Source organism: Streptomyces sp. NPDC033270 (assembly GCF_055576575.1).
In genome coordinates, this window is sequence record NZ_JBVIRA010000020.1 from 87,515 (window position 1) to 111,952 (window position 24,438).

Consider the following 24,438-nt stretch of genomic DNA (forward strand, 5'->3'; position numbering starts at 1 on the left):
CTCAGCCCTCCTTGCCGGAGCCGGTGGAGCCGGTGGAGCCGGTGGAGCCGGAACCTGAACCCGAGCCGGAGTCAGGGTTCTCGGCCGACGCGTCGGGCTCGGCCCGCGCCTCCCGCTTTCCCTGCGCCTCCCGCTTTCCCTGCGCCTCCCGCTTCGGCTGCGCCTTCTTGGCGGCCCGGCTGCCCCCGACACTCGCCGCGGCCTTGCGCGCCGCCCGCGTCGACGCCCCGGCCGCACGCCCCGCCCGCGCCCGGCCCCCGGCCCCGTCGGCCCGGCCCGCCTCGGCGTCCCCGCCCCCGGCGCCGGCAGTCCTGGCCCCCGCGCCCTTCCCGCCCCCGGCCGGCGCGCCGCCCTTCGCCTCCGCGGCCGCCCTGGACGCCGTATCCGTATCCGTATCCGTATCCGAGGAAGCCGTACTCCCCGACGCCACCACACCCGGCGGCACCGAGGCGTCCGCCGTTCCCCTCGTGCTCGGCGGCTGCGGCGCCCCCGGCGCCCCGAACGGCAGCACCGTCACCTCCGGCCGCTCCACCGGCCGCGCCGGCTTCGGCTTCTGATGGCCGTCGAGCAGGACCAGCGATGCCTGGTACACGACCGACAGCGAGTACGGCGTGTTGTGGAGCATCCCCCAGAGCTTGGAGGTCTCGTCGACGTCCATCTGGGTCGGTGTGAAGCGGACCTTCTGTAGCGACTCGGCGAGGTCGCTGCCCGCCAGATACGGCCGCTGCACCGCCTCCTCGACCAACTCCGGGGGCAGTACGGGTATTTCGTGCAGGGTGCGGACCACGCTCCCGATCAGCCGCTGCCCGACCAGCTCGGTCTCCTCGCCGTAGGCGCTGATCACGTAGTGCAGGTCGAGCGCGGCCGCCGGCCGCTTCAGCAGCGTCCCGTCGGAGGCGCGGGTGACCAGGTCGTTGTTGCGCATCGAGGGGTTGTGGGTGACCTGGTAGAGGAAGACCGTGATCGTGGGGTCGGTCGGCGGATCGGCCGGCGGCTTGCGCGTCTCGACCGAGACCGCCATATCGATCTCGGGGTGCAGATTGTGCTCGATCAGCAGCGCAAGGGCCTGGGTGACCGTCGCGACGGCGAGTGCGTTGCTCATGAAGTCCGTCCCCCTGAAATCCCTGAAATCCGCGCCGGCCACATCGCCCTGTGCGTCACCGTCAGCTCGCCCTTCCCCCGCGCGCCAGATAGTCCGCGAGGCTCAGCGACGGCTCGCCGCGCTGCGGGCGCGGCGGCCGCCCGCCCGCCGCGGGGCGCTCGGCGCCGGCCGCGCTGACCTCCAGACGCCCGATCTGTACGTGCACCACCCGCTCGGCGCCGCGCTGCCCGCGCCGCCCGGCGGCCGTGGCCCGGGTGGCATCGCGGGCCGCCGTCACCGCCTCGGTACGCGGACGCAGTACCGGGGCCGGAGCGGAGGGAGCGACGTTCCTGCCGGGCGGGGGCGAGGGGGCGGCCGCCCGGCGGGCGGACCCGTCCTCCCCGGACGCCCGCACTCCCCGCTGCGGGCGCACGACCTCGGCGGCGGCGGTACGCGGCCCGGTTTCCACCGCCGCCGCGGGCCGCAGCAGTGGTGTCGCCGGCCGCGCCACCGGATCGACGGGGTCCGCGGGGGCGTCCCGCGTGGCCTCGGGGCGTACCACGGTCTGCCGCTCCGTGGTCCTGATCTCCCGCTCGTACCGGACCTGTTCACCCCCGAAGGGCGAGGTCCGAGGCGCCTGCGGATACAGCGGAGCCGGTTCGTCCGCCTCCGCGGGCGCGCCGCGCAGCGCCTCGACGCGCTCGAACGGGCCCGGAAGCCGGGGCTGTACGAGCATGCGCCGGGGTCCGTCCGCAGGGCCGCCGCCGGGCACGCCGGGAACGGCGCCCCCGGCCGCCGGCGCATGCCGCGCCAGCAGCCGGTCGAAGTAGTCGGCCAGGTCAGGCATCTGCGCACAGCTCCAGGTAGTAGCGGCGCCGCAGCGGGCTCAGCGCCAGGATCTCCGGCTCGCTCCAGCCGTAGGCCGAGGCGAGCAGATGGACGTCCAGGAGCACATCGCGCGCCCAGGCGTCCAGTTCGGTCCACAGGTACGCGGCGATGTCCAGCTCCGCCGGGGTGGCCGTACCGCACTCCGGGCAGGCGATGTTCAGCGTCACCTCGGCGGCCGGATCGGCCTCCTCGGCCGCCTCGGCGAAGCGTTTGAGCACCGGCTCGGGCAGTGCGGCCAACTCCTCCTGCGCGACCGTCCGGCCGCCCCGCCGAGCCGACAGCGCGCACCGGGCACCCAGCAGCCGCCGGGCGTCCGCGGCACCGTCGGCCAGGGACGCGACCGCGGCGAGGTCGGCGACGGCGGCGAGATCGGCGGGGCTGGGCAGCCGGAAGCGCACCACCCAGTCGTCCTCCGCCACCCGCAGACCGCCCTCCGGCAGCCGCGGCCGGGCGCCCATCGCCGTAGCGTCCAGCTCGAACTCCATCGCCTCGCCGCAGTCCGGATCCGCGCAGTCGAGCGTGACCTGCATCCGGTCGCCGAACAGCGCCCGGCGCAGCGCGAAGAGATCGGCCGCCCGCTCCCCGAGCGGCACCGACAGCAGTGCGTCGGTGTCGGCTCCCGAGCGGGCCGCCCGGTGCAGCAACAGGGCCCGGCCGCCGCCCTGCTGGGCCAGCCCTGCTTCCCAGGTGGCCAGCAGTTCAGCGGGCCCGGTGACCGCCATTCCTCACCTCGTCCGGTGCTTCGGTGCTGTGGTGGCTCGCCGTCGACGCCGCCTCACGCCGGATGCGTGAACGACGGCTCCTCCGGCTCCGGGACCTCGTAGTCGCGCTCCCAGCCCTCGCACTCCAGCTTCAGGCTCTGGATGGCGACGGCGTTGGCGTTGGCGTCCATCTCGCCCAGGACCTGGTACTCGCTCGGCCAGGAGCGGTAGATCTTGTGCGAGACGGCGACCTGCCCGGCCTCGTTGAGGACCTGGATGACGATGTCCTTGCGGAAGTCGGCCAGCGAGACCTCGGAGCCGAGACCGGCGCCGACCTGCCAGACCTTGTTGGCCCAGCGGTCGAACTCCGGGTCGTGGGTGACCCCGCGCTCCAGGGTGATGCCCTCGAACTCGGAGCGCCCGGGGGACTTGCGCGGGGAGCTGGGGTCGCCGCCGTGCCGGTGCTTGACGACCTCGGTGGTGCGCTTCAGCGGGCTGATCTTGCTGACGCCCGCGACCGTACGACCGTCCCACAGGACCAGGAACTTGAAGTTCTTGTACGGGTCGAAGCGATGGGCGTTGATCTGGAACTCAGCCATCGGATTCCTTCACTTCTCCTTTCCTGCTTCCGGTACGCCGCTAGAGGTCGAACTGGCCGGCCATCTGCTGGATCTTGACGATCACGAACTCGGCGGGCTTGACGGGCGCGATGCCGACCACGACGTTCACGACGCCGTTGTCGATGTCCGCCTCCGTCGTGGTGTCCTTGTCGCACTTGACGAAGTACGCCTGGCGCGGAGTGCCGCCCTTGAACGCGCCCTTCTCGAAGAGGGAGTGCAGATAGGCGGAGGCGTTGAGGCGGATCTGCTGCCACAGCTGCTCGTTGTTGGGCTCGAAGACGACCCACTGCAGCCCGCGCAGCAGGCTCTCCTCCACGTGCAGGGCCAGGCGCCGCACCGGTACGTACTTCCACTCGCTGTCCAGCGCATCGGCGCCCTGCAGCGTACGGGCGCCCCACACCAGCGGGCCGGCCAACGGCAGCGTCCGCAGGCAGTTGATGCCCAGCGGGTTGAGCAGCCCGTTCTCGCGGTCGGTGAGCCTGACCGTCAGGGAGTGCACGCCCGCCAGCCGGGCCTCGGTTCCCGCCGGCGCCTTCCACACCCCGCGCTCACCGTCCGTACGGGCGATGACGCCGGCGACCGCACCGGACGGCGGGAAGGAGCGCAGCCGGCCGGAGAGCGGGTCGGTGAGCTGCAGGTGCGGGAAGTACAGCGCGGAGTGGTTGCCGCGGACCGGGTCGAAGGCGGTGATACCGGCCCGGGCGGCGTCGACGCTGCCCCAGGCGGCGGGCGCGTCGACCAGGAGGAAGATCCGCCGCTCCTTGCAGAGGCGCTCGGCCGCGGAGAGGACGGTGACGATGTCCTCGGTGTCGGCGTACGCGGCCAGCTCGGGCAGCGCGAGCAGGTTGACGTCGTGCACGTCGCGCAGCGCCTGGATGCCGCTCTTGCGGGCCTCGCTGCCGATGATGTCCCGCGGGCCGGGCGGATCGCCGTCCTCGCCGCCGCACAGCGGGAAGACGGGCGGGTTGACGGAGGCCTCCAGGCCGAGGTCGTTGGCGCACTCGCCCAGGAAGCGGACCACGTCGTCGGGGTCCGTCGAGCCGGCGACGACCTGGATGCGGCGGCCGAAGGCGGTGACCTCGGCGCCCGCGAAGGCGTGCTTGCCGGGGGCGTCCGGCAGCGCGCGCAGCTTGTGCTCCAGCAGCAGCGCCAGCTCGGTGACGTTGCAGGGCGCCGCGCCGTCGCAGTCCGGATCGTAGAGCGTGAACTCGCGCTCCACCTCGCCGATCTTGACGGTGAGGTCGACGGCCAGGTCGGGAAGCTCGTGGTGGAAGGTCTTGGAGACGGTGCCGGACGGGTCCGGACGGCCCTCGCCGACCACCTCGACGCGGATCAGCGCGGACCCCGCGTTGATCACCGTTTCGGCGTAGCGGCCGTGGGAGGAATCCATGGACAGGCCGGAGAAGGACTCACGGGCGGTGCCGTGGGCGTCCAGGACGTGCAGATTGAAGGATTCCTCAGGGCACGGAGAGTCGTGGTCGACGGCCACCCGCAGGCCCGAGCCCCACACGCCCGGCTCCTTGGCGTGCACCTGAAGCACCGGGCACTGGCTGTGGCCCTCGGTGGACTCCAGGGTGACGTGCGCTTCCTTGCCGCTGCCGGCCTTGGCGACCCGTACGATCACGGCGACCGTGCCGCCGTTGCCGAAGAACTGGTGGACGGCGTAGGCGACCGGGCTCTGCGAGGTCAGCCCGCCGAAGCGGCGCTCGAAGTCGGCGAAACTGGTGATCCGCACCGGCTGGTTGAGCGGGCCGCGCCGGGTGTGGCCGACGAAAGCGGTCACCGAAGTGGTGACGGTGGTGATGCTGCGGATGCTGCTGGGAAGCTCTTCGACATAAACGCCGGGATAGGTCGTATGTGTCGGCATTCCCCCTCCAATCCCTTCAGGCACCAGGTGTGACGACACCAAGAAATCGAGAAAGCTGGGAGGGGTGGTGGGAAGAAGGGGGAGGGGCGGCGGGTACGGAAGAGCCCGCGGCCGCCCGCTGCCCGCGGCCGCGCATCCCCCCGCTACCCATCAAGTTCCCCCGTCTGCACCCGGTGCCGAGCGGTCTGTCGACCGGCCCGCACGGGACCAAGCCCGAAGCTTGTGACTCCTGATGCGTATGTGTGTGTGAGTGCTCAACGCAGTTTCTGCCGTGGGGAGTTGACGGGTCAAGAGACCTTTCAGGACACCGCCTGCGGAGGTGTTGTGACGGTGCCGCGCGGGTTTCTTCGCAAGCGGATGCCCTCATCTGCGGAACCGGAACGACGTGAGACCGGGCGCCCGGGGACGTACCAGGAGGAGCTGCCGAACACCATCCGAAGCGGAGGTGTACGGCGAGCGGCACCGGAGCCCGCGCCCTACCAGAAGGGTCACCGAAAACCGGCCGCCAACATGCGGAAATCCCACGGAGGCGTAACTCGGCCAAAAGATCTGTGACCGTAATCACCGCCAGAGTGTGATCTGCGATTTAGGGCCGCAGGTCCAGCGGCGATAACCTGCGAGACGGACATGCCGCGTATCCGGACACCGTGTACGCCTCCCTCAGTGACAGCGCCGTCACGTTGCCCTTCGCGGCACGCCCATCGCAGACAACGAACCGCGATCACTACGGCGATTCTGAGAAGACAAGGGACGGACGCGCGTGGACCTGTTCGAGTACCAGGCGAGGGACCTCTTCGCCAAGCACGGTGTACCGGTGCTGGCCGGTGAAGTCATCGACACGCCTGAGGCGGCCCGCGAGGCGACCGAGCGGCTGGGCGGCAAGTCCGTCGTCAAGGCGCAGGTGAAGGTCGGCGGCCGCGGCAAGGCCGGCGGTGTGAAGCTCGCCGCCACGCCGCAGGAGGCCGTGGACCGCGCCGGGGACATCCTCGGCATGGACATCAAGGGCCACACGGTCCACAAGGTGATGATCGCGGAGACCGCGCCGGAGATCGCCGAGGAGTACTACGTCTCGTACCTCCTCGACCGCACCAACCGCACCTTCCTGGCCATGGCCTCCGTCGCCGGCGGCATGGACATCGAGGAGGTCGCGGAGAAGACCCCCGAGAAGCTCGCCAAGATCCCGGTGGACGCCAACGAGGGCGTCTCCAAGGAGAAGGCCCAGGAGATCGTCGCCGCGGCGAAGTTCCCGGCCGAGGTCGCCGACCAGGTCGCCGACGTCCTGGTCACCCTGTGGAAGACCTTCATCGCCGAGGACGCGCTCCTCGTCGAGGTCAACCCGCTCGCCAAGGTCGCCAGCGGCGAGGTCCTCGCCCTCGACGGCAAGGTCTCCCTGGACGCCAACGCCGAGTTCCGCCAGCCGGAGCACGCGGCGCTGGAGGACAAGGACGCAGCCAACCCGCTCGAGGCTGCGGCCAAGGCCAAGGGCCTGAACTACGTCAAGCTCGACGGCCAGGTCGGCATCATCGGCAACGGCGCGGGTCTCGTCATGAGCACCCTGGACGTCGTCGCCTACGCCGGTGAGAACCACAACAACGTCAAGCCCGCCAACTTCCTCGACATCGGCGGCGGCGCCTCCGCCGAGGTCATGGCGAACGGCCTGGAGATCATCCTCGGCGACCCGGACGTCAAGTCCGTGTTCGTCAACGTCTTCGGCGGCATCACCGCCTGCGACGAGGTCGCCAAGGGCATCGTCCAGGCCCTGGAGCTGCTCAAGTCCAAGGGCGAGGACGTCTCCAAGCCCCTGGTCGTGCGCCTCGACGGCAACAACGCGGAGCTGGGTCGCCAGATCCTGTCGGACGCCAACCACCCGCTGGTCCAGCGCGTGGACACCATGGACGGCGCGGCCGACAAGGCCGCCGAGCTGGCTGCGAAGTAAGGGACGAGGACACTTAAACCATGGCTATCTTCCTCACCAAGGAAAGCAAGGTCATCGTCCAGGGCATGACCGGTGCCACTGGCATGAAGCACACCAAGCTGATGCTCGGTGACGGCACCAACATCGTCGGCGGTGTCAACCCGAAGAAGGCCGGCACCTCCGTCGACTTCGACGGCACCGAGGTCCCGGTCTTCGGCTCGGTCAAGGAAGCGATGGAGGAGACGGGCGCCAACGTCTCCGTCCTCTTCGTGCCGCCGGCCTTCGCCAAGGCCGCCGTCGTCGAGGCGATCGACGCCGAGATCCCGCTGGCCGTCGTCATCACCGAGGGCATCGCGGTCCACGACTCCGCCGCCTTCTGGGCGTACGCGAAGGCCAAGGGCAACAAGACCCGGATCATCGGCCCGAACTGCCCCGGCCTGATCACCCCCGGCCAGTCCAACGCCGGCATCATCCCGGGCGACATCACCAAGCCCGGCCGCATCGGTCTGGTGTCGAAGTCCGGCACGCTGACCTACCAGATGATGTACGAGCTGCGTGACATCGGCTTCTCCTCGGCCGTCGGCATCGGTGGCGACCCGGTCATCGGCACCACCCACATCGACGCGCTCGCCGCGTTCGAGGCCGACCCCGACACCGACCTGATCGTGATGATCGGCGAGATCGGCGGCGACGCCGAGGAGCGGGCCGCCGACTTCATCAAGGCCAACGTCACCAAGCCGGTCGTCGGCTACGTCGCGGGCTTCACCGCGCCCGAGGGCAAGACCATGGGCCACGCCGGCGCCATCGTCTCCGGCTCCTCCGGCACCGCCCAGGCGAAGAAGGAGGCCCTGGAGGCCGCCGGCGTCAAGGTCGGCAAGACCCCGTCGGAGACCGCCCGTCTGGCCCGCGAGATCCTCGTCGGCTGACCCGCGCCTCCCGTCGCACCGCCGGACCCGTCCTGCGGCGCAGTGCACACGGACACGGGCCCGTACCCCTGGTGGGTACGGGCCCGTGCCCGTTCCGGGCGGCCTGGCCCCGCGGCCTCACCGGGCCTCGGGGGCCAGGCGCGCCTCCCGGGCCGTGAGCGCGGGGGACTTCGTGATCCCCGGCCGCCGGTCGTGCGGCGGGGCGTAGTGGTCCGGCGCGGCGATCCCCACGAACAGGGTGAGCAGCGCGAACAGCCCGGTCAGCGCGAGCGCCGCCCGGGTGGTGCGGCGGGCGCTGCACTCGCCGCCGGCCCGTGCACGCCGCGCGGCCGCCGCCGGGGTCGCCTCCTGATCGGCCGGCACCCCGGCCTCCTTCGCCATCAGCCCGGCGAGTCGGGGCCGCAGGACCTCGCCGGGCCAGCCCTGTGCCACCGTGGGCCGCCCCGCCGGCACCAGCTCCGGCAGCCGTGCGGCGACCCGCCGGCGGGCCTGCGTCAGCCGCCCGGCCGCGGCCGCGGCGCTCGCCTCGGTCTCGGCCGCGGTCGCGTCCAGCCCGAGCCCGACCCCGTCGTGCAGCAGCAGCGTCCGCCGGTGGACGGCGGGCAGGTCCAGCACCGCTTCCAGGAGCGCACGGTCCGCCGCTGAGACGGCCCCGGGCAGCCGCTGCGGTTTCCCTGCCGTCCGCAGCCAGGGAACCAGCCGGTGCCACGGCGTCAGCGCGTACTCGTAGACCGCCGCCCGCACCCACCCCGCCGGATCCGGGTCCACCGCCACGGCCGGCCATCGCTGCCAGGCGAGCCGGAAGCCCCGCTCCACCGCCCGCCGCGCGAGCGCGGGCCGCCCGGTGAGCAGATACGCCTGCCGGGCCAGTGCCGCGGCATGGCGGATGTGGAGATCGTCGAAGGCGGAGGCGGCCGGGTTCTGCTCGCGCGGAGTCGTGGACGGCGGAGTCATGGACAGCAGTGTGGAAAGCGGTGTCGGCGGATCCCCACCGACACACGCGACATGCGCGACACGTCGATCATTTGCCCAGTACAAGGATGAAACGGGTGTTGTTGGCAGCATGACCGCGTGAGCCAGTTGACCGACCGGGGCACCACGTTGTCCTCGCAGGGCCGGATCGCCGCCCAGCGGTCCTCCGCGATCGGCGCCGCCTTCCTCGGCGGGGTGACGGCCGCCGGTCTCGGCCTCGGCGCGCTCGCGGTCGCCGTACTGCTGCTGTGGGTCGCCTCGCCCTACCCCGGCAGCGATCCCTCCAGGGCGCTCCACCTCGCCGCCGACCTGTGGTTGCTGGCCCAGGGCGGCGACCTGGTGCGCACCGCGACGCAGTCCGGTACGCCCGCCCCGGTCGCCGTGACCCCGCTGCTGCTCGCCGTACTCCCGGTCTGCCTGCTCCACCGCGCCGCCCGCCACACCCTGGCGACCGCCGCCGGCCACACCGGGCCGCCCGCGGTCGGCGGCGCCACGGGCCCCGGCGGCGGCGTCGGCCTCGCCGTACCGGCCGCGCCGCGCACCCTGCTCGGCGCGCTGCTCACCGGCTATCTGCTGGTCGCGGGCGCCGTACTGCTCTACGCCTCGACCAGCGGGCTGGTCGCCGAGCCGGTCAGCGTCCTGCTGTGCGTACCGGCCTTCGCCGTCGCCACCCTGGCCGGCACCGCCTGGTCCCTCCTCGGGCCCGCCGGCGCCGATCTGCTGCCCGACCGGGTCCGGCAGGCCTGGGACAGGGCGCCGGACCGCCTGCGGGCCATGCTCCGCGGCCCCCGCTTCGCCGCTGCCCGTCGGGCCGCCGGCACCGCGGCCCTCGCCCTGCTCGCCGCCGGCGCGCTGCTCACCCTCCTCGTCCTCGGCCTGCACGCCGGACAGGTGTACCGGGACCTGGTGCAGCTGGCGCCGGACTGGCAGAGCCGCGCCACGGTGCTGCTGCTGTGCCTCTTCCTCCTCCCGAACGCGGCCGCCTGGGGCGCCGCGTACGGCCTGGGCCCGGGCTTCACGCTCGGCGCGGGCAGCACGATCGGACCGCTCGGTGCCACGGCGCACCCGGCGCTGCCGCTCCTCGGTGCACTCTCGGCCCCCGGCCCGGGCACCCCGCTGACCTGGGCGGCCGCCGTGGTCCCGGTGGCCGCCGGCGTACTGCTGGCCCGCTACGTGGCCCGCGCGGCGGCGTCGCCCGCGCCCTCGGTGGGCGGCGACCTGTGCACCGCCGGCCCTGGCGGCCCCTGGTCGTGGTGGACGACGGCCTGCGCGGCGGCCCTGGCGGCCGGTGTCTGCGGCGCCCTCATGGCGGCACTCGCGGCCCTGGCCGGCGGCGCGCTGGGCACCGGCGCGCTCGCCGACTTCGGCCCGAGCTGGTGGCGCACGGGCCTGGCGGCGGCGGGCTGGACCGCGCTGATCGGGGTCCCGGGCGCGGTCGGGCTACGGATGTGGTGGCTACGCGGGCGACCGGGGGCGGACCCCAAGGCGGTGTCCGGGGACGCGGACGGCACGGCATCCGAGGCCGATCCGCCACAGGAGACCGGGGCAGCGAAACCGGCGGCACGGGAGTGCGAGGTGGCGTCCGGTGCCGAGACGGACGCCGACCCGTGACCTCTACTCCTGCACGCTCAGCTACTCCTGCACGCTCAGCAGCGGGCGCAGCTCCTTCGGCAGCAGGTTTTCGCAGGACTTGCTGGCGGACTGGGTCAGGGCGTCGTTCACGCAGGTGAAGTAGTCGCGGTAGACGATCTGCACGGTGAAGGTCGCGGCCACCATCACCAGTGCCAGTGCGGCGGTCACCAGCCCCGCGATCGCCGCGGTGGTCTGCGGCCGGGTGGAGCCGGGCGCGGGCGGGGCGCCGGGGTGCTGCCCGGGGCCGGTGGCGGTGGCGCCGGGGGGCGGGTTGCCCTCCATGGCGGCGGTGGTCGCCGCGGCGGCCGCCTTCGCCGGGTTCGGCTTGGCGCGCAGGGAGCTGACGCCCCAGTACAGCGCCAGCGCGGCCAGCAGCAGGGAGACCTCCGGCAGGCTGAAGAGCACGAAGAAGAACGACCACATACCGGCCAGCAGTGCGTAGCGGGCGCGGCGCTGGGCCGGGTCGGTGGGGTCCCAGCGCAGATTGCCGGGGCCGCCGGGGCCGCCCTGCTGTCCGTTGCGGCCGCCCGGCCGGGTGCCGAATCCGCCGCTCTGCCGGCCCGGCTGCCGGGGGCTCCACTGGCTGCCCCAGCCGGATGTCGGCTCGTCCTGCTGAGGCTGCTGCTCGCCGTCCCCGCCGCCGTCACCCGGGGACCGGTCGCGGCCTTGGGCGTCCGGGGCCGGGTGGCGCGGTCGCCATTCCTGGTCGGGGGCGTCGGCCGGCGGTGGTGCGAAGGGGTTGTCGTCGCGGTCGGGGCCCGGAGTGCCCGCGGATCCCGGGGAGGCGGACTGCGAGGCCGACGGCTTGCGCTCGCGCAGCAGCACCACCCCTGGGGCGGTGGCGGGCAGAGGGAGCAGGAGGGCCGCGCGGCGGCGTCGGTCCGTCATCTGGAGTGCGTCTTCCCCTTGTCTCGTCCGTACGCGGGCCAAGTGACCGGCGGTCGGTTACCACGAACTGCATGCAGTCTTACGCCCGACGCTACCTTCCGTCCCCGCCCCCGTCCCGCGGGGGCCGCTCGGTGTGCCGGTATCGTTGCTGACGGTCGGCGCCTTCGTAGGGTTCCCTGGATTTGCGGTACCCGCGGCCTTGTACGACCACACAAAGCCTGTGAGCTCCACGCACGCGAGATCGGAAAAGAGCCCCGCCGTGGCTTCGTCCCCAGCCCCCGCCCAGCCCGCCCAGCCCCGCGCCGGCGACTCCGCTCGCGCAGGGGGGACCCCGCTCGGCCGTCCGGCCCGCGTCGTCGTCCTGGTCTCCGGTTCCGGTACGAATCTCCAGGCGCTGCTGGACGCCATCGCCGAGCAGGGTCCGGACGCCTACGGCGCGCAGATCGTGGCCGTCGGTGCCGACCGCGGCGCCATCGCGGGCCTGGAGCGGGCCGAGTCCGCCCGGTTGCCGACGTTCATCTGCCGGGTCAAGGACTACGGCACCCGCGCCGAGTGGGATGCGGCGCTGGCCGAGGCGACCGCCGCGTACGAGCCGGACCTGGTGGTCTCGGCCGGTTTCATGAAGATCCTGGGCAAGGAGTTCCTGGCCCGTTTCGGCGGCCGGATCGTCAACACCCACCCGGCGCTGCTGCCGAGTTTTCCCGGTGCCCATGGCGTACGCGATGCCCTCGCGTACGGCGCGAAGGTCACCGGATGCACCGTCCACTTCGTCGACGACGGTGTCGACACCGGCCCGATCATCGCGCAGAGCGTGGTCGAGGTCCGGGACGAGGACGACGAATCCGCGCTGCATGAGCGCATCAAGGAAGTCGAGCGATCGCTGCTCGTCGAGGTCGTGGGGCTGCTGGCCCGGCACGGCTACCGCATTGAGGGACGAAAGGTACGTATCTCGTGACCGCCACCGAAGGCACCCAGCGGCCCATTCGTCGCGCGCTGGTCAGCGTCTATGACAAGTCCGGGCTGGAGGAGCTGGCGCAGGGGCTGCACGCGGCGGGCGTCCAGCTCGTCTCGACCGGTTCGACGGCCGCGAAGATCGCCGCGGCCGGGGTGCCGGTCACCAAGGTCGAGGAGCTGACGGGCTTCCCCGAGTGCCTCGACGGCCGGGTCAAGACCCTGCACCCGAAGGTGCACGCCGGCATCCTGGCCGACCTGCGCCTGGAGGACCACCGCCGGCAGCTGGCCGACCTCGGCGTGGAGCCGTTCGACCTGGTGGTCGTGAACCTCTACCCGTTCAAGGAGACCGTCGCCTCGGGCGCCACCGCCGACGAGTGCGTCGAGCAGATCGACATCGGCGGTCCGTCGATGGTCCGCGCCGCCGCCAAGAACCACCCCTCCGTCGCGGTCGTCACGGACCCGGCCGCGTACGCCGCGGTCCTCCAGGCGGTCAAGGAGGGCGGCTTCACGCTGGAGCTGCGCAAGCGGTTCGCCGCGGCGGCGTTCAGGCACACCGCCGCCTACGACGTCGCGGTGGCCTCCTGGTTCGCCGAGGACTACGCGGCCGCCGACGAGTCGGGCCTGCCCGACTTCCTCGGCGCCACCTACGAGCGCAAGAACGTGCTGCGCTACGGCGAGAACCCGCACCAGGGCGCCGCGCTGTACGTCAACGGCGAGGGCGGCCTCGCCGAGGCGGAGCAGCTGCACGGCAAGGAAATGTCGTACAACAACTACACGGACACGGACGCCGCGCGCCGTGCCGCGTACGACCACACCGAGCCCTGCGTCGCCATCATCAAGCACGCCAACCCCTGCGGTATCGCGGTCGGTGCGGATGTCGCCGAGGCGCACCGCAAGGCGCACGCCTGCGACCCGCTGTCCGCCTTCGGCGGCGTGATCGCCGTCAACCGCCCGGTGTCCGTGGCGATGGCCGAGCAGGTCGCGGAGATCTTCACCGAGGTCATCGTGGCGCCCGACTACGAGGACGGCGCGGTCGAGATCCTCGCCCGGAAGAAGAACATCCGGGTGCTGCGCGCCCCGGGGGCGCCGGCCAACCCCGTCGAGGTCAAGGCCGTCGACGGCGGGGCGCTCCTCCAGGTCACCGACCGGCTGCAGGCCGACGGCGACGACCCGGCGAACTGGACGCTCGCCACCGGCGAGGCGCTGCCCGCCGGCGAACTGGCCGAGCTGGCCTTCGCCTGGAAGGCGTGCCGCGCGGTGAAGTCCAACGCGATCCTGCTCGCCAAGGACGGCGCCTCGGTCGGCGTCGGCATGGGCCAGGTCAACCGCGTCGACTCCGCGAAGCTCGCCGTCGAGCGTGCGGGCGAGGAGCGGGCCCGCGGCTCCTACGCCGCCTCGGACGCGTTCTTCCCGTTCCCGGACGGCCTGGAGATCCTGACCGCCGCGGGCGTCAAGGCCGTGGTCCAGCCGGGCGGTTCGGTCCGCGACGAGCTGGTCGTCGAGGCCGCGCAGAAGGCCGGCGTGACGATGTACTTCACGGGGACGCGGCACTTCTTCCACTGATCCGCCGCCGTCCGAGGACGGCGCGAGGCCCGCACCGGGTGTGCCCGGTGCGGGCCTTCGTGGTGCGGGGCGCGTGCGGGGTCAGTAACGCGGCCGGTTGAACCAGGCGTTGCCGTCGTCCTTGGAGACGAAGACCAGCACCAGGATGCCCAGGACCGTGTGGACCAGGCCGATGGGGAAGGTGAACAGGCTCAGCATGATGTTGGCGATGCCGAAGATGATGGTGCCGACACGGACGCCGCTGCCGCCGTTGGCGAACTGAACGGCGAGGGTGATCGCGGCCGCGCAGAAGACCACGATGATCACGATGACCGCGATCAGCAGGCCCTTGCCGATGTTCATGGCCATGATGTCGTCCTCACCGGCGTACGGCGAGGCGTTGTGCGAGGCCTTGCTGACGCCGCCCAGTCCCATCACGGCGAGGACCAGGCCGATGAGGTTCAGGCCGGCGAGCACGAACAGCATCACCCGGGCGGCCTTGACTCCGCCGGGCATCACCGTCGGGAACTGCTGCACACCGGGCGCGGGGCCGCCGGGGTACGGGCCGTAGGGCGACGGCGGCTGCTGCTGGGGATAGCCGTAGCCGGGCTGCTGACCCGGCCCGTAGCCGGGCTGCTGGCCCGGCGGCGGGCCGTAGGGGTTCTGGTTGGGGTAACTCACGAGCAGTGTCCTTCAAGCGAGTTGGACGGAGCGGTGAAGGCCCCGACGCGCAGTTGCGAGGGGGCCTTCGACGAGTGGCGCTATGGGCCGGGGATGTCTCCCCGACGCCTTACTGGGACTTGACGACCACCGTGCCGGCGATCTTGTCCGCGAACGTCTGGGACTTCTCGTCCCACAGCGGCCACAGGTAGCCGATGTAGCAGATCCCGTCGAGGAAGTGGCACAGCTTGCGCACGAAGGCCATACCGAAGCCGATCGGCTGGCCGGTCGCCTCCTTGACCAGGCGGATCTTCAGGGCCTTCTTGCCCGGGGTCTGGCCCGTGGCGCCCTCCTTGGTGAGGATGAAGATCCCGCCGGCGAAGGCGATCAGACCGGCGAGCACGATCATGATGATCGAGCCGACCGGCATGACGCTGGCCGCGTCGTAGGCGTCACTGATGCACTGGTAGTCGCCGGGCGGGCAGGTCGAGGTGTCCACGCTCACCGACGAGCTGCTCGCGATGATCACGGCGATGATGTACAGGATGCCCGGAATCGCACCCACGATCAGGCCGTCGATCAGGTACGCGCCGACCCGCGCGCCCCAGCTCGCGTAGCCCATCGGCATCCCCGGCATGCCGGGCTGGCCGTAAGGCGCTCCCTGCTGCGGGTAGGCGCCGTAGGGCTGCTGCGGCGCGGCCGGCTGCTGGGGGTAGCCGTACGGCTGCTGCGGGGCGGCCGGCTGCTGCTGCGGGTAGCCGTAGCCCGGCCCGCCCTGCGGGGGCACCGGCGGCTGCTGCCCGTAGGGCGCCTGCGGGGCCTGCGGCTGCTGGCCGTACGGGTTGTTCGGGTCACCAAAGCTCATCTGCTGTTTTCCTCCGTTGTGTCAGTGGGGGACGACGCGGCGTGACTCGGAGGAAAAACAGGTTGCACTGGCCACCCCCCGACGAAGCCTGCGGCACTGCGCGTCAATCCTTCTAGTTGCGCATTCACTCTGTCCAGTCAAGGTCCCCAGCTGTTGTGCAAGTGCAATGATCAATTCCGGCCAACGGCGTCCCGCGTGCCCTGATTGGAACGCGGCCGCCCTCATCCGGGAGGATGGAGGCATGACTGCCCAGATTCTGGATGGCAAGGCCACCGCAGCCGCTATCAAGTCCGAGCTCGCCACCCGCGTCGAGGCGCTGAAGGCCAAGGGCGTGCAGCCCGGCCTCGGCACTCTCCTGGTCGGCGACGACCCGGGCAGCCGCTGGTACGTCAACGGCAAGCACCGCGACTGCGCGCAGGTCGGCATCGCCTCGATCCAGCGCGAACTGCCCGCGACCGCCACCCAGGAGGAGATCGAGGCGGTCGTCCGGGAGCTGAACGAGGACCCGGCCTGCACCGGCTACATCGTCCAACTCCCGCTCCCCAAGGGCATCGACGCCAACCGCGTCCTGGAGCTGATGGATCCGGCCAAGGACGCCGACGGGCTGCACCCGATGAGCCTGGGCAGGCTGGTGCTGGGCATCGAGGGCCCGCTGCCGTGCACCCCGTACGGCATCGTCCAGCTGCTGCGCCGGCACGACGTCGAGATCAAGGGCGCGCATGTGGTGGTCGTCGGCCGCGGCATCACGATCGGCCGCCCGATGCCGCTGGTGCTGACCCGCAAGTCGGAGAACGCCACGGTCACCCAGTGCCACACCGGGACCCGCGACCTGTCCGCGCACCTGCGGCAGGCCGACATCATCGTCGCCGCGGCGGGTGTGCCGCACATCATCAAGCCCGAGGACGTCAAGCCCGGCGCGGCGGTGCTGGACGTCGGCGTCAGCCGGGACGAGAACGGCAAGATCGTCGGCGATGTGCACCCGGGTGTCGCCGAGGTGGCCGGCTGGGTCGCCCCCAACCCGGGCGGTGTCGGCCCGATGACCCGCGCCCAGCTGCTGGTCAACGTCGTCGAGGCCGCCGAGCGCGCGGCCGGCTGAGCCCGCGCCCCGTATCTGCGATCCTGTTCTTGACAGGCCAGACGGCCAACGCCATCGAACCAGCCACCGGAAAGGGACTGTCAGCCATGGCTGCCGAAGCGCATTCGGACGGAGCCTCCGAGCCGCAGCGCTCCTCGCGCCGCTTTCCGTCGCTGACCCGCGACACGGCCCGCCCCGAAGGCGGCGGCCGGGCCGCCTCGGGCGACTACCCCGCGCCGGCCCGCCAGTGGCCGCTGCTCGCGGTGATGGGCGGCGTCGCGGTGGGGCTGCTGCTCGTCGCGCTCGACGCGTTCCGGGTCGGGGCGCTGGTGATCGGCCTCGCGCTCCTGGCGGGCGCGGTGCTGCGGTGGGCGCTGCCCTCGGTGGGCATGCTGGCCGTCCGCTCCCGCTTCACCGACATGGCGACGTACGGGGTGCTGGGCTTCGTGATCGTGGTGCTGGCGATGATGGTGCAGCCCAAGCCGTGGATCCATATCCCGTTGCTGGACGACATCGTGCACTTCACCGTGCGCTAGCGGTACCTCGGAGAGGCACCCCTGGGGCAGACCCTCCGGCACGTACGACGGCGGCCCGCCCTCTCCCCCGTGGGAGGGCGGGCCGCCGCATTTCAGGTCCGGCTCAGCACCACCTGCAGGCCCGGCTCAGCACCACTTGTTCGAGTAGATGGTCATGAGGTTGGCGCCGATGTACGCCCAGCCCGTGCCGCGGTTCAGCTTCGCGTGCCCGCCGCGGTAGTTGGGCTGCTCGTAGACCGTCACATTGCACTGGGCGCCGTTGTTGTACGCCGACAGCGGGTAGTTGAAGGCGCCGCCGTAGCGGCGCAGGTCGCGGTTGTTCTGCGCGACCTTCTTCGGCGTCCCCTTGTAGTTCGCCTTGGGGTAGACGCACAGGTAGCCGCGGGGACAGTTGGACGGCGCGCGCTGGACGGTGACCGAGCCCTGCTTGGCCTGCGCGGGGGCGGCGGCCGCGCCGGCGGCCGGCGCCAGCGCCAGGCCTCCGGTGACGGCCGCGGCGGCCGCGGTGAGCGCAAGGCGCCTGCGAGCGTTCATGGTGTGGAATTCCTCCCCGTTGTGGTGGTGGCGGCGCGGGGTGGACCGCGCCGCCCTGTGGTGCGCCACTGACTGTGCGCCACCGTGTGCGTCCACGGCCACATGGAGCGCGGTGCTGGGGAGCTGGTGGGACGTCCCAGCCTCTGACCTGCGGGGACGTCACTTTTGCGGAGGTCGCGGTGGGATGCGGAACAACAGGGTGTGCATGTCCGGATACCGTGCGGAAAGAGTAAAACCGGGAACCGGGCGCCGGGTGCGCGCCATCATCGGCGGCACAGGGGGCTCCTGGCCTCGGGGGATCGAACGCGTATGGGGTGGAACATGTCGCGTTGGAAAGGGCTGCCCGCATCGCTTGACCAGCGGGTGCGGCAGCTCGTCGTGCATTTGCGGAGACTGAAGGACCACAGCGGGCTGAGCCTGGCCTCGCTCGCCGCCAAGACCGCGTACAGCAAGTCGTCGTGGGAGCGGTACCTCAACGGCAGGAATCTGCCGCCCAGGGAGGCGGTGGAGGCGCTCGCGCGGGTCTGCGGCGCCGATCCGACCCGGCTGCTGGCGCTGCACGAGGTCGCGGCGCAGGCCTGGGAGGCGAGCCCGCCGCCCCCGGCGGCCGCGCCCCCGGAGCCCGCCCGCCGCCTCCCGCGCGCCCGCTGGCTGGTCGCCCTCGGCGCGCTGGCCCTGCTCGTCGTGGCCGGTGTGGCGCTGCTTGTCACCCGGCCCTGGCAGGGCGACGGCGCGGCCGGGCCCGCCCGGGGCGTCGCGTCGGCCGGTCGCGCCCCTGATGCCGCACCGGCGTTCACCCACCGGGCGGGCGAGACCTTCGCCTGCCACGTCCGGCGCACGGCCGACGGCCTGTACGCCGGGCGCAGCCGTACGGCCACGGCGATCCTCGGCAACGGCACCAGTGGCTGGGAGGCCGTAGAGGCGCAGTGCCTGCTGCGCCACCGGGGGTACGACCCCGGGCCGGTGGACGGCATCGTCGGCGAGAACACCATGCGCGCCGCCAAGCGCCTGCAGGAGGCGGCCGGTCTGCCGTCGGACGGGATCGTGGGCCCCGACACCTGGAAGGTGCTGCGCCGGTGAGCGGGCGGGGCAGTGAGCTGCGCGAAGGGCTGGAGTGCGCCCGACTGGCGGCGGGGATGCGGGAGTTGCGGGCGCGTACGGGCCTGAGCCTGGCCGCGCTCGCCGCCCGGACCGCGTACAGCAAGTCGTCGTGGGAGCGGTATCTCAACGGTAAGAAGCTGCCGCCGAGGGACGCGGTGGAGGCGCTGTGCCGGCTGGCGGGCGAGCCGGCCGGGCGGCTGGTGGCGCTGTGGGAGCTGGCGGACGCGGCGTGGAGCGGGCGGGCCGCGCCGGCCGCGGCCGCCCCGGGCCCGTCCGAGGGCGGGCCGGGTGCCGCCGGACCGGCCGGCGGCGGGCCGGGACCCGGTGCCGGGACGGGGCGGGTGGAGCGGCGGCGGCCGCGGTGGGCCGTGCCCGTGGCGGCCGCGGGCTGCGCCGGCGTGCTGGCCCTCGTCGCGGTGCTGGTGCTGGTGCTGGTGCTGCGGCCGGCGGCGGACGGGGCCGGGGGCGGCCCGGCCGCGCGGCCCGCGCCGACGTCCTTCTCGGTGACCGGCTGCCGGGGGACGGCGTGCGACGGCAAGGACGCCCGTTCGATGTACTGCGGCGGTCAGGGCCTGGTGGCGACGGTCGCGGAGCGGACCGCCGCCGGGGGCCGGCATGTGGAGATCCGCTACGCCGAGTCCTGCAAGGCCGCCTGGGCGCGGCTTCGCGGCGGCCGGATCGGTGACCGTGTCGAGGTGTCGGCCCCGGGGTCGAAGCCGCGGTCGGCGCGGGTGAAGGACCGCTTCGACGCCGAGGGGTACCTCGTCACGCCGATGACGGCGGCCCGCGGCCCGAGCGGCGTCCGGGTGTGTCTGTATCCGGCCGGTGGCGCGGCCGCGGAGTGCTTCCCGCGGTAGCCGGCCCGGACCGGACGGCTGCATTCCATACCCCATTGTGGCCGGTTCTTATCGAGATACGTACAGAAGTCGTAGGCGGTGCGGTGTAAATGTCACACTGCAGGGGGCCCACGGGGCGTGCGCGGGCGAGCGGGTATGCCCCTGAATGCTCCCGTGCGCCTCGAAATGGGGAACTGCCTCCTGGCTGGAAGCATCCCTACGGGTAGTCAATGAGGGCGGGCGCACCAGGGGGAGTTGCGCCGTCGCGTGTACGTGTGGGGATAGGGGGGGCCATGCCTCGCTGGAAGGCGCTGCCGGAGGAACTCGACCCGCAGGTGGGCGAGTTCACCGAACGGCTGCGCACACTCGTGGACCGCAGCGGCCTGAGTGTGGCCGCCGTCGCGGACCGCACGGGCTTCAGCAAGACCTCGTGGGAGCGGTATCTCGACGGGCGGCTGCTGCCGCCGCAGCGCGCGGTGCTCGCGCTCGCCGAGGCGACCGGTACCCACCCCGGGCACCTCACCACGATGTGGGAGCTGGCCGAACGCGCCTGGAGCCGGGCGGAGATGCGGCACGACGTCACCATGGAGGCGATACGCGTCGCCCAGGCGCGGGCCGCGCTGGACATCGGGGCCCAGCCGGCCGGGGCCAAGCCGCCGGCGAAGGACGCGAAGGCGGTGAAGACCGCGCGGTCGGCGAAGGGCGTGCAGGTCGCGGATCCGCCGCGGACCGAGCCCGCGCCCCGGATCCCGCCGGTGCCGCACCAGAGGAGCAGCGAGACGCCCTCGGCATCGGACTTCCCGGAGTGGTCGCAGGCGGCAGCGACGCCGTCCACGGCCCCGTCGGCCGAGCCCGCCGCGGAGGGCGGAAAGCCGCCCGCCCGCCGTGGCCGGGTGCTGATGGGTGTCGTCGGTGGCGTCGGCGCGCTGCTGGTGGCGGGCGCTGCGGTACTGCTGCTGAATCCGGACACCGGCGGCGCCAAGAAGGCGGCGGCAGCGCCCGCGCCGAAGGCGACACCGAGCGCGCGGCCGGTGCTGCCCGCCGGGGTGCGCTGCGACGGGGCCGCGTGTGCGGGCAAGGACCCGGAGGCGATGGGGTGCGGGGGGACCCGCGCCGTCAGCCCGTCGCGCGGGATGGCCGGCGGCGCCCTGATCGAGGTCCGCTACAGCTCCGTCTGCCACGCGGCCTGGGCGCGGATCAGCGGTGCGGCGCCCGGTGACCAGGTCACCATCGGCGAGGCCGGCCGCGGCCTGTCGGCGCGGGTCGAGCGCGGCGGCGCCGCGTACACCGCGATGGTCGAGGTGACGGGCGACCCGGCGAAGGTCACGGCCTGCGGTACGACCATGAAGGGCACGAAGGGCTGCGTCCAGCCGACGGCCCGCTAGCCGCCGGTCGGCCGCCCCGCGGTCAGCCGCCGGTCAGCCGTCGGCCGGCCGTCCCGCCGGCCGGCTGTCCCGCCGGTCAGTCGTCCCGCCGGCGTGCGCCCCCCGCTGGCCGGGAATCGCCGTCCGCCGGAGCGCTTCGGAAACTGGGGGGCATGCCCGCCGACATCGGGGGCATGCGACCGGTACCCCCCACGGGTGTGCACAACTCGGCGGTCGCCCGCACCCCTCCTACAGCGGGCGGCCGCCGCACCCCGACCCCTCCCAGGGGCGTGCGGCCCAGCGCTCGACGGCCCTGCGTACGCCCCTACGGACGGCCGTACGGATGCCGCGACGCACCCGGTGAGGTGTGCCACACCGGCCCGTCGCCTGCCACCGGCGGGGGTCCGATAGCCTGGCGGCCGGTCTCTCGATACCAAGAGACCTTGAGAGGCCTAGATAAATGGGCAGGGACACCCACCGCCACCCATGGTGGTCTGGGGCTTGCCCCCAGAAAACGTCGCGCAGGAGATCGCCATGACCCGCACTCCCGTCAATGTCACCGTCACCGGCGCCGCCGGCCAGATCGGTTACGCACTCCTCTTCCGCATCGCTTCCGGTCATCTGCTCGGCGCGGACGTGCCGGTCAAGCTGCGCCTCCTGGAGATCCCGCAGGGTCTGAAGGCCGCCGAGGGCACCGCGATGGAGCTCGACGACTGCGCCTTCCCGCTGCTGCAGGGCATCGACATCTCGGACGACCCGAACGTCGCCTTCGACGGCGCGAACGTCGCCCTGCTCGTCGGCGCCCGCCCCCGCACCAAGGGCATGGAGCGCGGCGACCTCCTGGAGGCCAACGGCGGCATCTTCAAGCCGCAGGGCAAGGCCATCAACGACCACGCCGCGGACGACATCAAGGTCCTGGTCGTCGGCAACCCCGCCAACACCAACGCGCTGATCGCGCAGGCCGCCGCGCCGGACGTACCGCGTGAGCGCTTCACCGCGATGACCCGCCTGGACCACAACCGCGCCGTCTCCCAGCTCGCGCAGAAGACCGGCACCCCGGTCTCCGAGATCCGCCGCCTGACGATCTGGGGCAACCACTCGGCCACCCAGTACCCGGACATCTTCCACGCCACGGTCGCCGGCAAGAACGCCGCCGAGACCGTCAACGACGAGAAGTGGCTGGCCGACAGCTTCATCCCGACCGTCGCCAAGCGCGGTGCGGCGATCATCGAGGCCCGCGGCGCGTCCTCCGCGGCCTCCGCCGCCAACGCCGCCATCGACCACGTCCACACCTGGGTCAACGGCACCGCCGACGGCGACTGGACCTCGATGGGCATCCCCTCGGACGGCTCCTACGGCGTCCCGGAGGGCCTGATCTCCTCGTTCCCCGTCACCACCAAGGGCGGCACGTACGAGATCGTCCAGGGCCTGGAGATCAACGAGTTCTCGCGCGGCCGCATCGACGCGTCCGTCCAGGAGCTCGCGGAGGAGCGCGACGCGGTCCGCGCCCTCGGTCTGCTCTGAGCAACCGCCGCTGCCGTCCCACGTGGGCGGCGCCGCAGCCACCACGAGCCCGCACGGTCCGCAACGGCCGTGCGGGCTCGGCTGTACCCGGGCCCGGTGCGGGTGGGCCACGGCCGGTGCGGGTGAGCCACAGCCGGTGCTACCCGGGGTGGGGATGGCGTCGGATCTCGACGTTGCGGTCGGTCACCGCCGACCGGTCCCCGACGGCGTACGCGCCCGCGCGCTGCCGGGCCAGTGCCTCGCACACATCGCACCCGGCAACCGGCTGGGGATCGGGCTCCGTCAACGGTTCCATCAGGTGAACGGGGCGACCCATACGGCCCATCAGCCCACCTGCGCTTGGCGACGCCAGTACTCGCGCCGCCGCTGCCGACGCTCGTACGCGATCAGGTAGGGGAGTACGAGGGCATATTCCTCATCCCGCAGCGCCTCCGAGTGACGTACGGGAGGCAGGAAGGGCGGCCGCGTCGACGTCGGCCCCTCCGCGCACCTCGCGCAGGGCGGCGGCACCTCGGCATGCCGATGACGCCCCGCGCTGGGGAGTAACAGCCGTAGCAGGGGCTCGAAGAGCCGGATAACGTGGTGCATGTCGTCAATCTCTCTGGGTTGGAGACCATGCCCCCGGACGTCTGCCAACGTCGCGGGGGTTCTGCGCGTTCGGGCATGCGGGAACACGCCGTGATTGTCAGTGCGGCCTCTTACTCTGGGTGTGTTCATCGTTGCTCAGTGAGATCGCCGATCACAACGCTGAGCGCGTGCCAGTGGTCAACTGTCACAAAGGGGGGCGGGGTCGGTGGGGCGACGCAACGGCACGGGAGGGACTGCCGGTACCACCGCGGCCGTGTTCGGCGAGGTGCTCAAACACCACCGGGAAGCGGCACTCCTGACCCAGGCCGCCCTGGCGGCCAAGATCCCCTGCGACCGCTCCCATGTGGCGCGTGTGGAGGCGGGCACCCGCGTACCCCAGGAGTCCTTCGTCAGGGCTTGCGATGAACTGCTGGGGACGGGTGGGGTGTTGCTGCGGTTGTGGGGGCGGATCGACTGGTATCCGGAGGTGCAGCATCCGGACTGGTTCAAGCGCAGGGCTGAGATGGATGCGGTGGCGATCGCCCTGCGGGAGTATCAAGAGCGCGTGATCCCGGGTTTGTTGCAGACGCCGGACTACGCACGTGCGCTGTTCAGCCGTCGTTCCGCGAGCGCCGATGAGGTCGAGGAGCGCGTCCGAGCCCGACTGAGTCGACAGCAGCGCTTTCGCGCGGCCGACGGTCCGTTGTATGTCGTCGTTCTGGACGAGAGCTGCCTGCGCAACATGGTGGGCAGTCCGAAGCTCATGCGCGACCAATGTGCGCATCTATTGAGTGTCGGCAGGCGCCCCAACATCCGCATCCAGGTGGCCCCAGCAGGCATCATCGGGCTTGCCCGGCCGAGAGGCTCCATGTCGCTGATAGAGCTGCCAGACGGGCACAGGTGGGTCTACTCGGAGTCGCTGGACCGTGGGCACTTCAACGACGATCCAGCCGCCTACGCGCGCCACTTCCGGACCTATGATGTGCTCCGGGCGGACGCTTGTTCGCCCCGTGAGTCCGCCGCTCTGATCAGCGACGCGATGGAAGGGTACGAGCATCATGAACAGGCACGAACTCAGCGCCGCGACCTGGATCAAGAGCACGTACAGCGACGACAACGGCGGCAACTGCATCGAAGTAGCCCCCGGTATCCCCGGCGTCGTCCCCGTCCGGGACAGCAAGAACCCTGACGGGCCCGTCCTGCTCCTCCCTACGGCCGGCTGGGCGTCCTTCCTCGCCGCCGTCAAAGACGGGGAGTTCCGCGCCGGCCTCTGAGCCCCGCGGCGACCACCTTCCGTTATCGCGCTGACACGGAGTGGTCCCCTGGCCTATGCTGCGGCTTCCGTGTTGCCACGGCCGGTCACTGGCGTCTCGTCCGCCAACTTCGCCTC

The 24,438-nt window shown here is 72.3% G+C and carries 24 protein-coding genes; 13 read left to right on the plus strand and 11 right to left on the minus strand.

Going from position 1 to position 24,438, the window contains the following annotated elements; translation table 11 throughout:
• Position 1: 1 nt before the first annotated feature.
• From ACZ5XZ_RS25775 to ACZ5XZ_RS25795, 5 genes are all read right to left on the minus strand, one after another.
• A complete protein-coding gene (locus ACZ5XZ_RS25775; RefSeq protein WP_468981972.1) occupies positions 2-1,102 on the minus strand; it encodes a Pvc16 family protein in 1,101 nt (366 codons plus the stop codon).
• A 61-nt stretch (positions 1,103-1,163) separates the two neighbouring features.
• Positions 1,164-1,928 carry a hypothetical protein gene (locus ACZ5XZ_RS25780; RefSeq protein WP_468981975.1) on the minus strand — a complete coding sequence of 255 codons (765 nt, stop codon included), beginning with the start codon at positions 1,926-1,928 and terminating at the stop codon, positions 1,164-1,166.
• On the minus strand, positions 1,921-2,691 hold the full coding sequence (locus ACZ5XZ_RS25785; protein ID WP_468981978.1) for a T4 family baseplate hub assembly chaperone: 771 nt from the start codon (positions 2,689-2,691) through the stop codon (positions 1,921-1,923). Before ACZ5XZ_RS25785 ends, ACZ5XZ_RS25780 begins: the two co-directional genes overlap by 8 nt.
• 53 nt (positions 2,692-2,744) lie before the next feature.
• Positions 2,745-3,269 carry a phage tail protein gene (locus ACZ5XZ_RS25790; protein WP_136741012.1) on the minus strand — a complete coding sequence of 175 codons (525 nt, stop codon included), beginning with the start codon at positions 3,267-3,269 and terminating at the stop codon, positions 2,745-2,747.
• A 40-nt stretch (positions 3,270-3,309) separates the two neighbouring features.
• Positions 3,310-5,157: a phage tail sheath family protein gene (locus ACZ5XZ_RS25795; protein ID WP_468981980.1), complete on the minus strand. Its 1,848-nt coding sequence runs from the start codon at positions 5,155-5,157 to the stop codon at positions 3,310-3,312.
• A gap of 760 nt (positions 5,158-5,917) precedes the next feature.
• On the opposite strand from ACZ5XZ_RS25795, the gene sucC reads away from it, so the two are divergent.
• Together sucC and sucD are read left to right on the plus strand one after the other, a co-directional pair.
• Complete coding sequence (gene sucC / locus ACZ5XZ_RS25800) at positions 5,918-7,093, plus strand: ADP-forming succinate--CoA ligase subunit beta (RefSeq protein ID WP_468981983.1); 1,176 nt, start codon at positions 5,918-5,920, stop codon at positions 7,091-7,093.
• 20 nt (positions 7,094-7,113) lie between these two features.
• The gene (gene sucD, locus ACZ5XZ_RS25805; RefSeq protein WP_468981985.1) at positions 7,114-7,998 is read left to right on the plus strand and encodes a succinate--CoA ligase subunit alpha; all 885 of its coding nucleotides are present in this window, start codon (positions 7,114-7,116) and stop codon (positions 7,996-7,998) included.
• Between the two features lie 117 nt (positions 7,999-8,115).
• Here sucD and ACZ5XZ_RS25810 read toward each other — a convergent pair whose 3' ends face one another.
• Positions 8,116-8,952, minus strand: coding sequence for a SigE family RNA polymerase sigma factor (locus ACZ5XZ_RS25810; protein ID WP_468981987.1), 837 nt, complete (start codon positions 8,950-8,952; stop codon positions 8,116-8,118).
• 117 nt (positions 8,953-9,069) lie between these two features.
• On the opposite strand from ACZ5XZ_RS25810, the gene ACZ5XZ_RS25815 reads away from it, so the two are divergent.
• Positions 9,070-10,581, plus strand: a complete 1,512-nt coding sequence (locus ACZ5XZ_RS25815) for a cell division protein PerM (RefSeq protein WP_468981989.1) — start codon at positions 9,070-9,072, stop codon at positions 10,579-10,581.
• A 21-nt stretch (positions 10,582-10,602) separates the two neighbouring features.
• On the opposite strand, the gene ACZ5XZ_RS25820 is transcribed toward ACZ5XZ_RS25815, so the two are convergent.
• Positions 10,603-11,490 (minus strand): hypothetical protein, encoded by an 888-nt coding sequence (locus ACZ5XZ_RS25820; protein ID WP_468981990.1) that lies wholly within the window; start codon positions 11,488-11,490, stop codon positions 10,603-10,605.
• 259 nt (positions 11,491-11,749) lie between these two features.
• On the opposite strand from ACZ5XZ_RS25820, the gene purN reads away from it, so the two are divergent.
• Both purN and purH read left to right on the plus strand, forming a co-directional pair.
• Complete coding sequence (gene purN, locus ACZ5XZ_RS25825; protein ID WP_468981992.1) at positions 11,750-12,445, plus strand: phosphoribosylglycinamide formyltransferase; 696 nt, start codon at positions 11,750-11,752, stop codon at positions 12,443-12,445.
• On the plus strand, positions 12,442-14,007 hold the full coding sequence (purH, locus tag ACZ5XZ_RS25830) for a bifunctional phosphoribosylaminoimidazolecarboxamide formyltransferase/IMP cyclohydrolase (protein ID WP_468981995.1): 1,566 nt from the start codon (positions 12,442-12,444) through the stop codon (positions 14,005-14,007). The genes purN and purH overlap by 4 nt, the downstream gene beginning before the upstream one ends.
• A gap of 81 nt (positions 14,008-14,088) precedes the next feature.
• Here the strand turns inward: purH and ACZ5XZ_RS25835 are convergent, their stop codons facing one another.
• Together ACZ5XZ_RS25835 and ACZ5XZ_RS25840 are read right to left on the minus strand one after the other, a co-directional pair.
• Positions 14,089-14,667: a hypothetical protein gene (locus tag ACZ5XZ_RS25835; RefSeq protein ID WP_468981996.1), complete on the minus strand. Its 579-nt coding sequence runs from the start codon at positions 14,665-14,667 to the stop codon at positions 14,089-14,091.
• 109 nt (positions 14,668-14,776) lie between these two features.
• Positions 14,777-15,511 (minus strand): RDD family protein, encoded by a 735-nt coding sequence (locus ACZ5XZ_RS25840; RefSeq protein WP_468981999.1) that lies wholly within the window; start codon positions 15,509-15,511, stop codon positions 14,777-14,779.
• 241 nt (positions 15,512-15,752) lie between these two features.
• Here ACZ5XZ_RS25840 and ACZ5XZ_RS25845 point away from each other — a divergent pair, with 241 nt between their 5' ends.
• A complete protein-coding gene (locus ACZ5XZ_RS25845) occupies positions 15,753-16,607 on the plus strand; it encodes a bifunctional methylenetetrahydrofolate dehydrogenase/methenyltetrahydrofolate cyclohydrolase (RefSeq protein WP_384425330.1) in 855 nt (284 codons plus the stop codon).
• 86 nt (positions 16,608-16,693) lie between these two features.
• Entirely contained in the window at positions 16,694-17,122 is a 429-nt protein-coding gene (locus ACZ5XZ_RS25850) for a DUF3017 domain-containing protein (protein WP_468982001.1), read from the plus strand.
• 126 nt (positions 17,123-17,248) lie between these two features.
• Here the strand turns inward: ACZ5XZ_RS25850 and ACZ5XZ_RS25855 are convergent, their stop codons facing one another.
• Positions 17,249-17,656, minus strand: coding sequence for a peptidase inhibitor family I36 protein (locus ACZ5XZ_RS25855; RefSeq protein ID WP_468982003.1), 408 nt, complete (start codon positions 17,654-17,656; stop codon positions 17,249-17,251).
• A 321-nt stretch (positions 17,657-17,977) separates the two neighbouring features.
• Between ACZ5XZ_RS25855 and ACZ5XZ_RS25860 the strand changes: the two genes are divergently transcribed.
• The 4 genes from ACZ5XZ_RS25860 (at position 17,978) to ACZ5XZ_RS25875 (ending at position 22,481) form a co-directional block, all read left to right on the plus strand.
• Complete coding sequence (locus tag ACZ5XZ_RS25860) at positions 17,978-18,736, plus strand: helix-turn-helix domain-containing protein (protein ID WP_468982005.1); 759 nt, start codon at positions 17,978-17,980, stop codon at positions 18,734-18,736.
• Entirely contained in the window at positions 18,733-19,614 is an 882-nt protein-coding gene (locus tag ACZ5XZ_RS25865) for a helix-turn-helix domain-containing protein (RefSeq protein ID WP_468982006.1), read from the plus strand. Before ACZ5XZ_RS25860 ends, ACZ5XZ_RS25865 begins: the two co-directional genes overlap by 4 nt.
• Before the next feature lie 272 nt (positions 19,615-19,886).
• Positions 19,887-20,978, plus strand: a complete 1,092-nt coding sequence (locus ACZ5XZ_RS25870) for a helix-turn-helix domain-containing protein (RefSeq protein ID WP_468982008.1) — start codon at positions 19,887-19,889, stop codon at positions 20,976-20,978.
• 513 nt (positions 20,979-21,491) lie between these two features.
• Positions 21,492-22,481, plus strand: coding sequence for a malate dehydrogenase (locus ACZ5XZ_RS25875; RefSeq protein WP_407287679.1), 990 nt, complete (start codon positions 21,492-21,494; stop codon positions 22,479-22,481).
• Between the two features lie 139 nt (positions 22,482-22,620).
• On the opposite strand, the gene ACZ5XZ_RS25880 is transcribed toward ACZ5XZ_RS25875, so the two are convergent.
• Positions 22,621-22,776 (minus strand): hypothetical protein, encoded by a 156-nt coding sequence (locus ACZ5XZ_RS25880; RefSeq protein ID WP_430977194.1) that lies wholly within the window; start codon positions 22,774-22,776, stop codon positions 22,621-22,623.
• A gap of 546 nt (positions 22,777-23,322) precedes the next feature.
• Here ACZ5XZ_RS25880 and ACZ5XZ_RS25885 point away from each other — a divergent pair.
• Positions 23,323-24,237: a DUF5753 domain-containing protein gene (locus ACZ5XZ_RS25885; RefSeq protein ID WP_468982010.1), complete on the plus strand. Its 915-nt coding sequence runs from the start codon at positions 23,323-23,325 to the stop codon at positions 24,235-24,237.
• The gene (locus ACZ5XZ_RS25890) at positions 24,179-24,322 is read left to right on the plus strand and encodes a DUF397 domain-containing protein (RefSeq protein WP_468982163.1); all 144 of its coding nucleotides are present in this window, start codon (positions 24,179-24,181) and stop codon (positions 24,320-24,322) included. Before ACZ5XZ_RS25885 ends, ACZ5XZ_RS25890 begins: the two co-directional genes overlap by 59 nt.
• Positions 24,323-24,438 lie beyond the last annotated feature (116 nt).

Excerpts from the sequence above, each read along its gene's own strand:
- ACZ5XZ_RS25850 (WP_468982001.1), top strand. The coding sequence starts at position 16,694 with ATGGCTGCCGAAGCGCATTCGGACGGAGCCTCCGAGCCGCAGCGCTCC.
- sucD (WP_468981985.1), top strand. The coding sequence starts at position 7,114 with ATGGCTATCTTCCTCACCAAGGAAAGCAAGGTCATCGTCCAGGGCATG.
- ACZ5XZ_RS25875 (WP_407287679.1), top strand. The coding sequence starts at position 21,492 with ATGACCCGCACTCCCGTCAATGTCACCGTCACCGGCGCCGCCGGCCAG.
- ACZ5XZ_RS25870 (WP_468982008.1), top strand. The coding sequence starts at position 19,887 with ATGCCTCGCTGGAAGGCGCTGCCGGAGGAACTCGACCCGCAGGTGGGC.
- ACZ5XZ_RS25780 (WP_468981975.1), bottom strand. The coding sequence starts at position 1,928 with ATGCCTGACCTGGCCGACTACTTCGACCGGCTGCTGGCGCGGCATGCG.
- ACZ5XZ_RS25860 (WP_468982005.1), top strand. The coding sequence starts at position 17,978 with ATGTCGCGTTGGAAAGGGCTGCCCGCATCGCTTGACCAGCGGGTGCGG.
- ACZ5XZ_RS25785 (WP_468981978.1), bottom strand. The coding sequence starts at position 2,691 with ATGGCGGTCACCGGGCCCGCTGAACTGCTGGCCACCTGGGAAGCAGGG.
- ACZ5XZ_RS25840 (WP_468981999.1), bottom strand. The coding sequence starts at position 15,511 with ATGAGCTTTGGTGACCCGAACAACCCGTACGGCCAGCAGCCGCAGGCC.
- ACZ5XZ_RS25775 (WP_468981972.1), bottom strand. The coding sequence starts at position 1,102 with ATGAGCAACGCACTCGCCGTCGCGACGGTCACCCAGGCCCTTGCGCTG.
- ACZ5XZ_RS25880 (WP_430977194.1), bottom strand. The coding sequence starts at position 22,776 with ATGGAACCGTTGACGGAGCCCGATCCCCAGCCGGTTGCCGGGTGCGAT.
- ACZ5XZ_RS25790 (WP_136741012.1), bottom strand. The coding sequence starts at position 3,269 with ATGGCTGAGTTCCAGATCAACGCCCATCGCTTCGACCCGTACAAGAAC.
- ACZ5XZ_RS25845 (WP_384425330.1), top strand. The coding sequence starts at position 15,753 with ATGACTGCCCAGATTCTGGATGGCAAGGCCACCGCAGCCGCTATCAAG.
- ACZ5XZ_RS25795 (WP_468981980.1), bottom strand. The coding sequence starts at position 5,157 with ATGCCGACACATACGACCTATCCCGGCGTTTATGTCGAAGAGCTTCCC.
- ACZ5XZ_RS25820 (WP_468981990.1), bottom strand. The coding sequence starts at position 11,490 with ATGACGGACCGACGCCGCCGCGCGGCCCTCCTGCTCCCTCTGCCCGCC.
- ACZ5XZ_RS25855 (WP_468982003.1), bottom strand. The coding sequence starts at position 17,656 with ATGAACGCTCGCAGGCGCCTTGCGCTCACCGCGGCCGCCGCGGCCGTC.
- ACZ5XZ_RS25810 (WP_468981987.1), bottom strand. The coding sequence starts at position 8,952 with ATGACTCCGCCGTCCACGACTCCGCGCGAGCAGAACCCGGCCGCCTCC.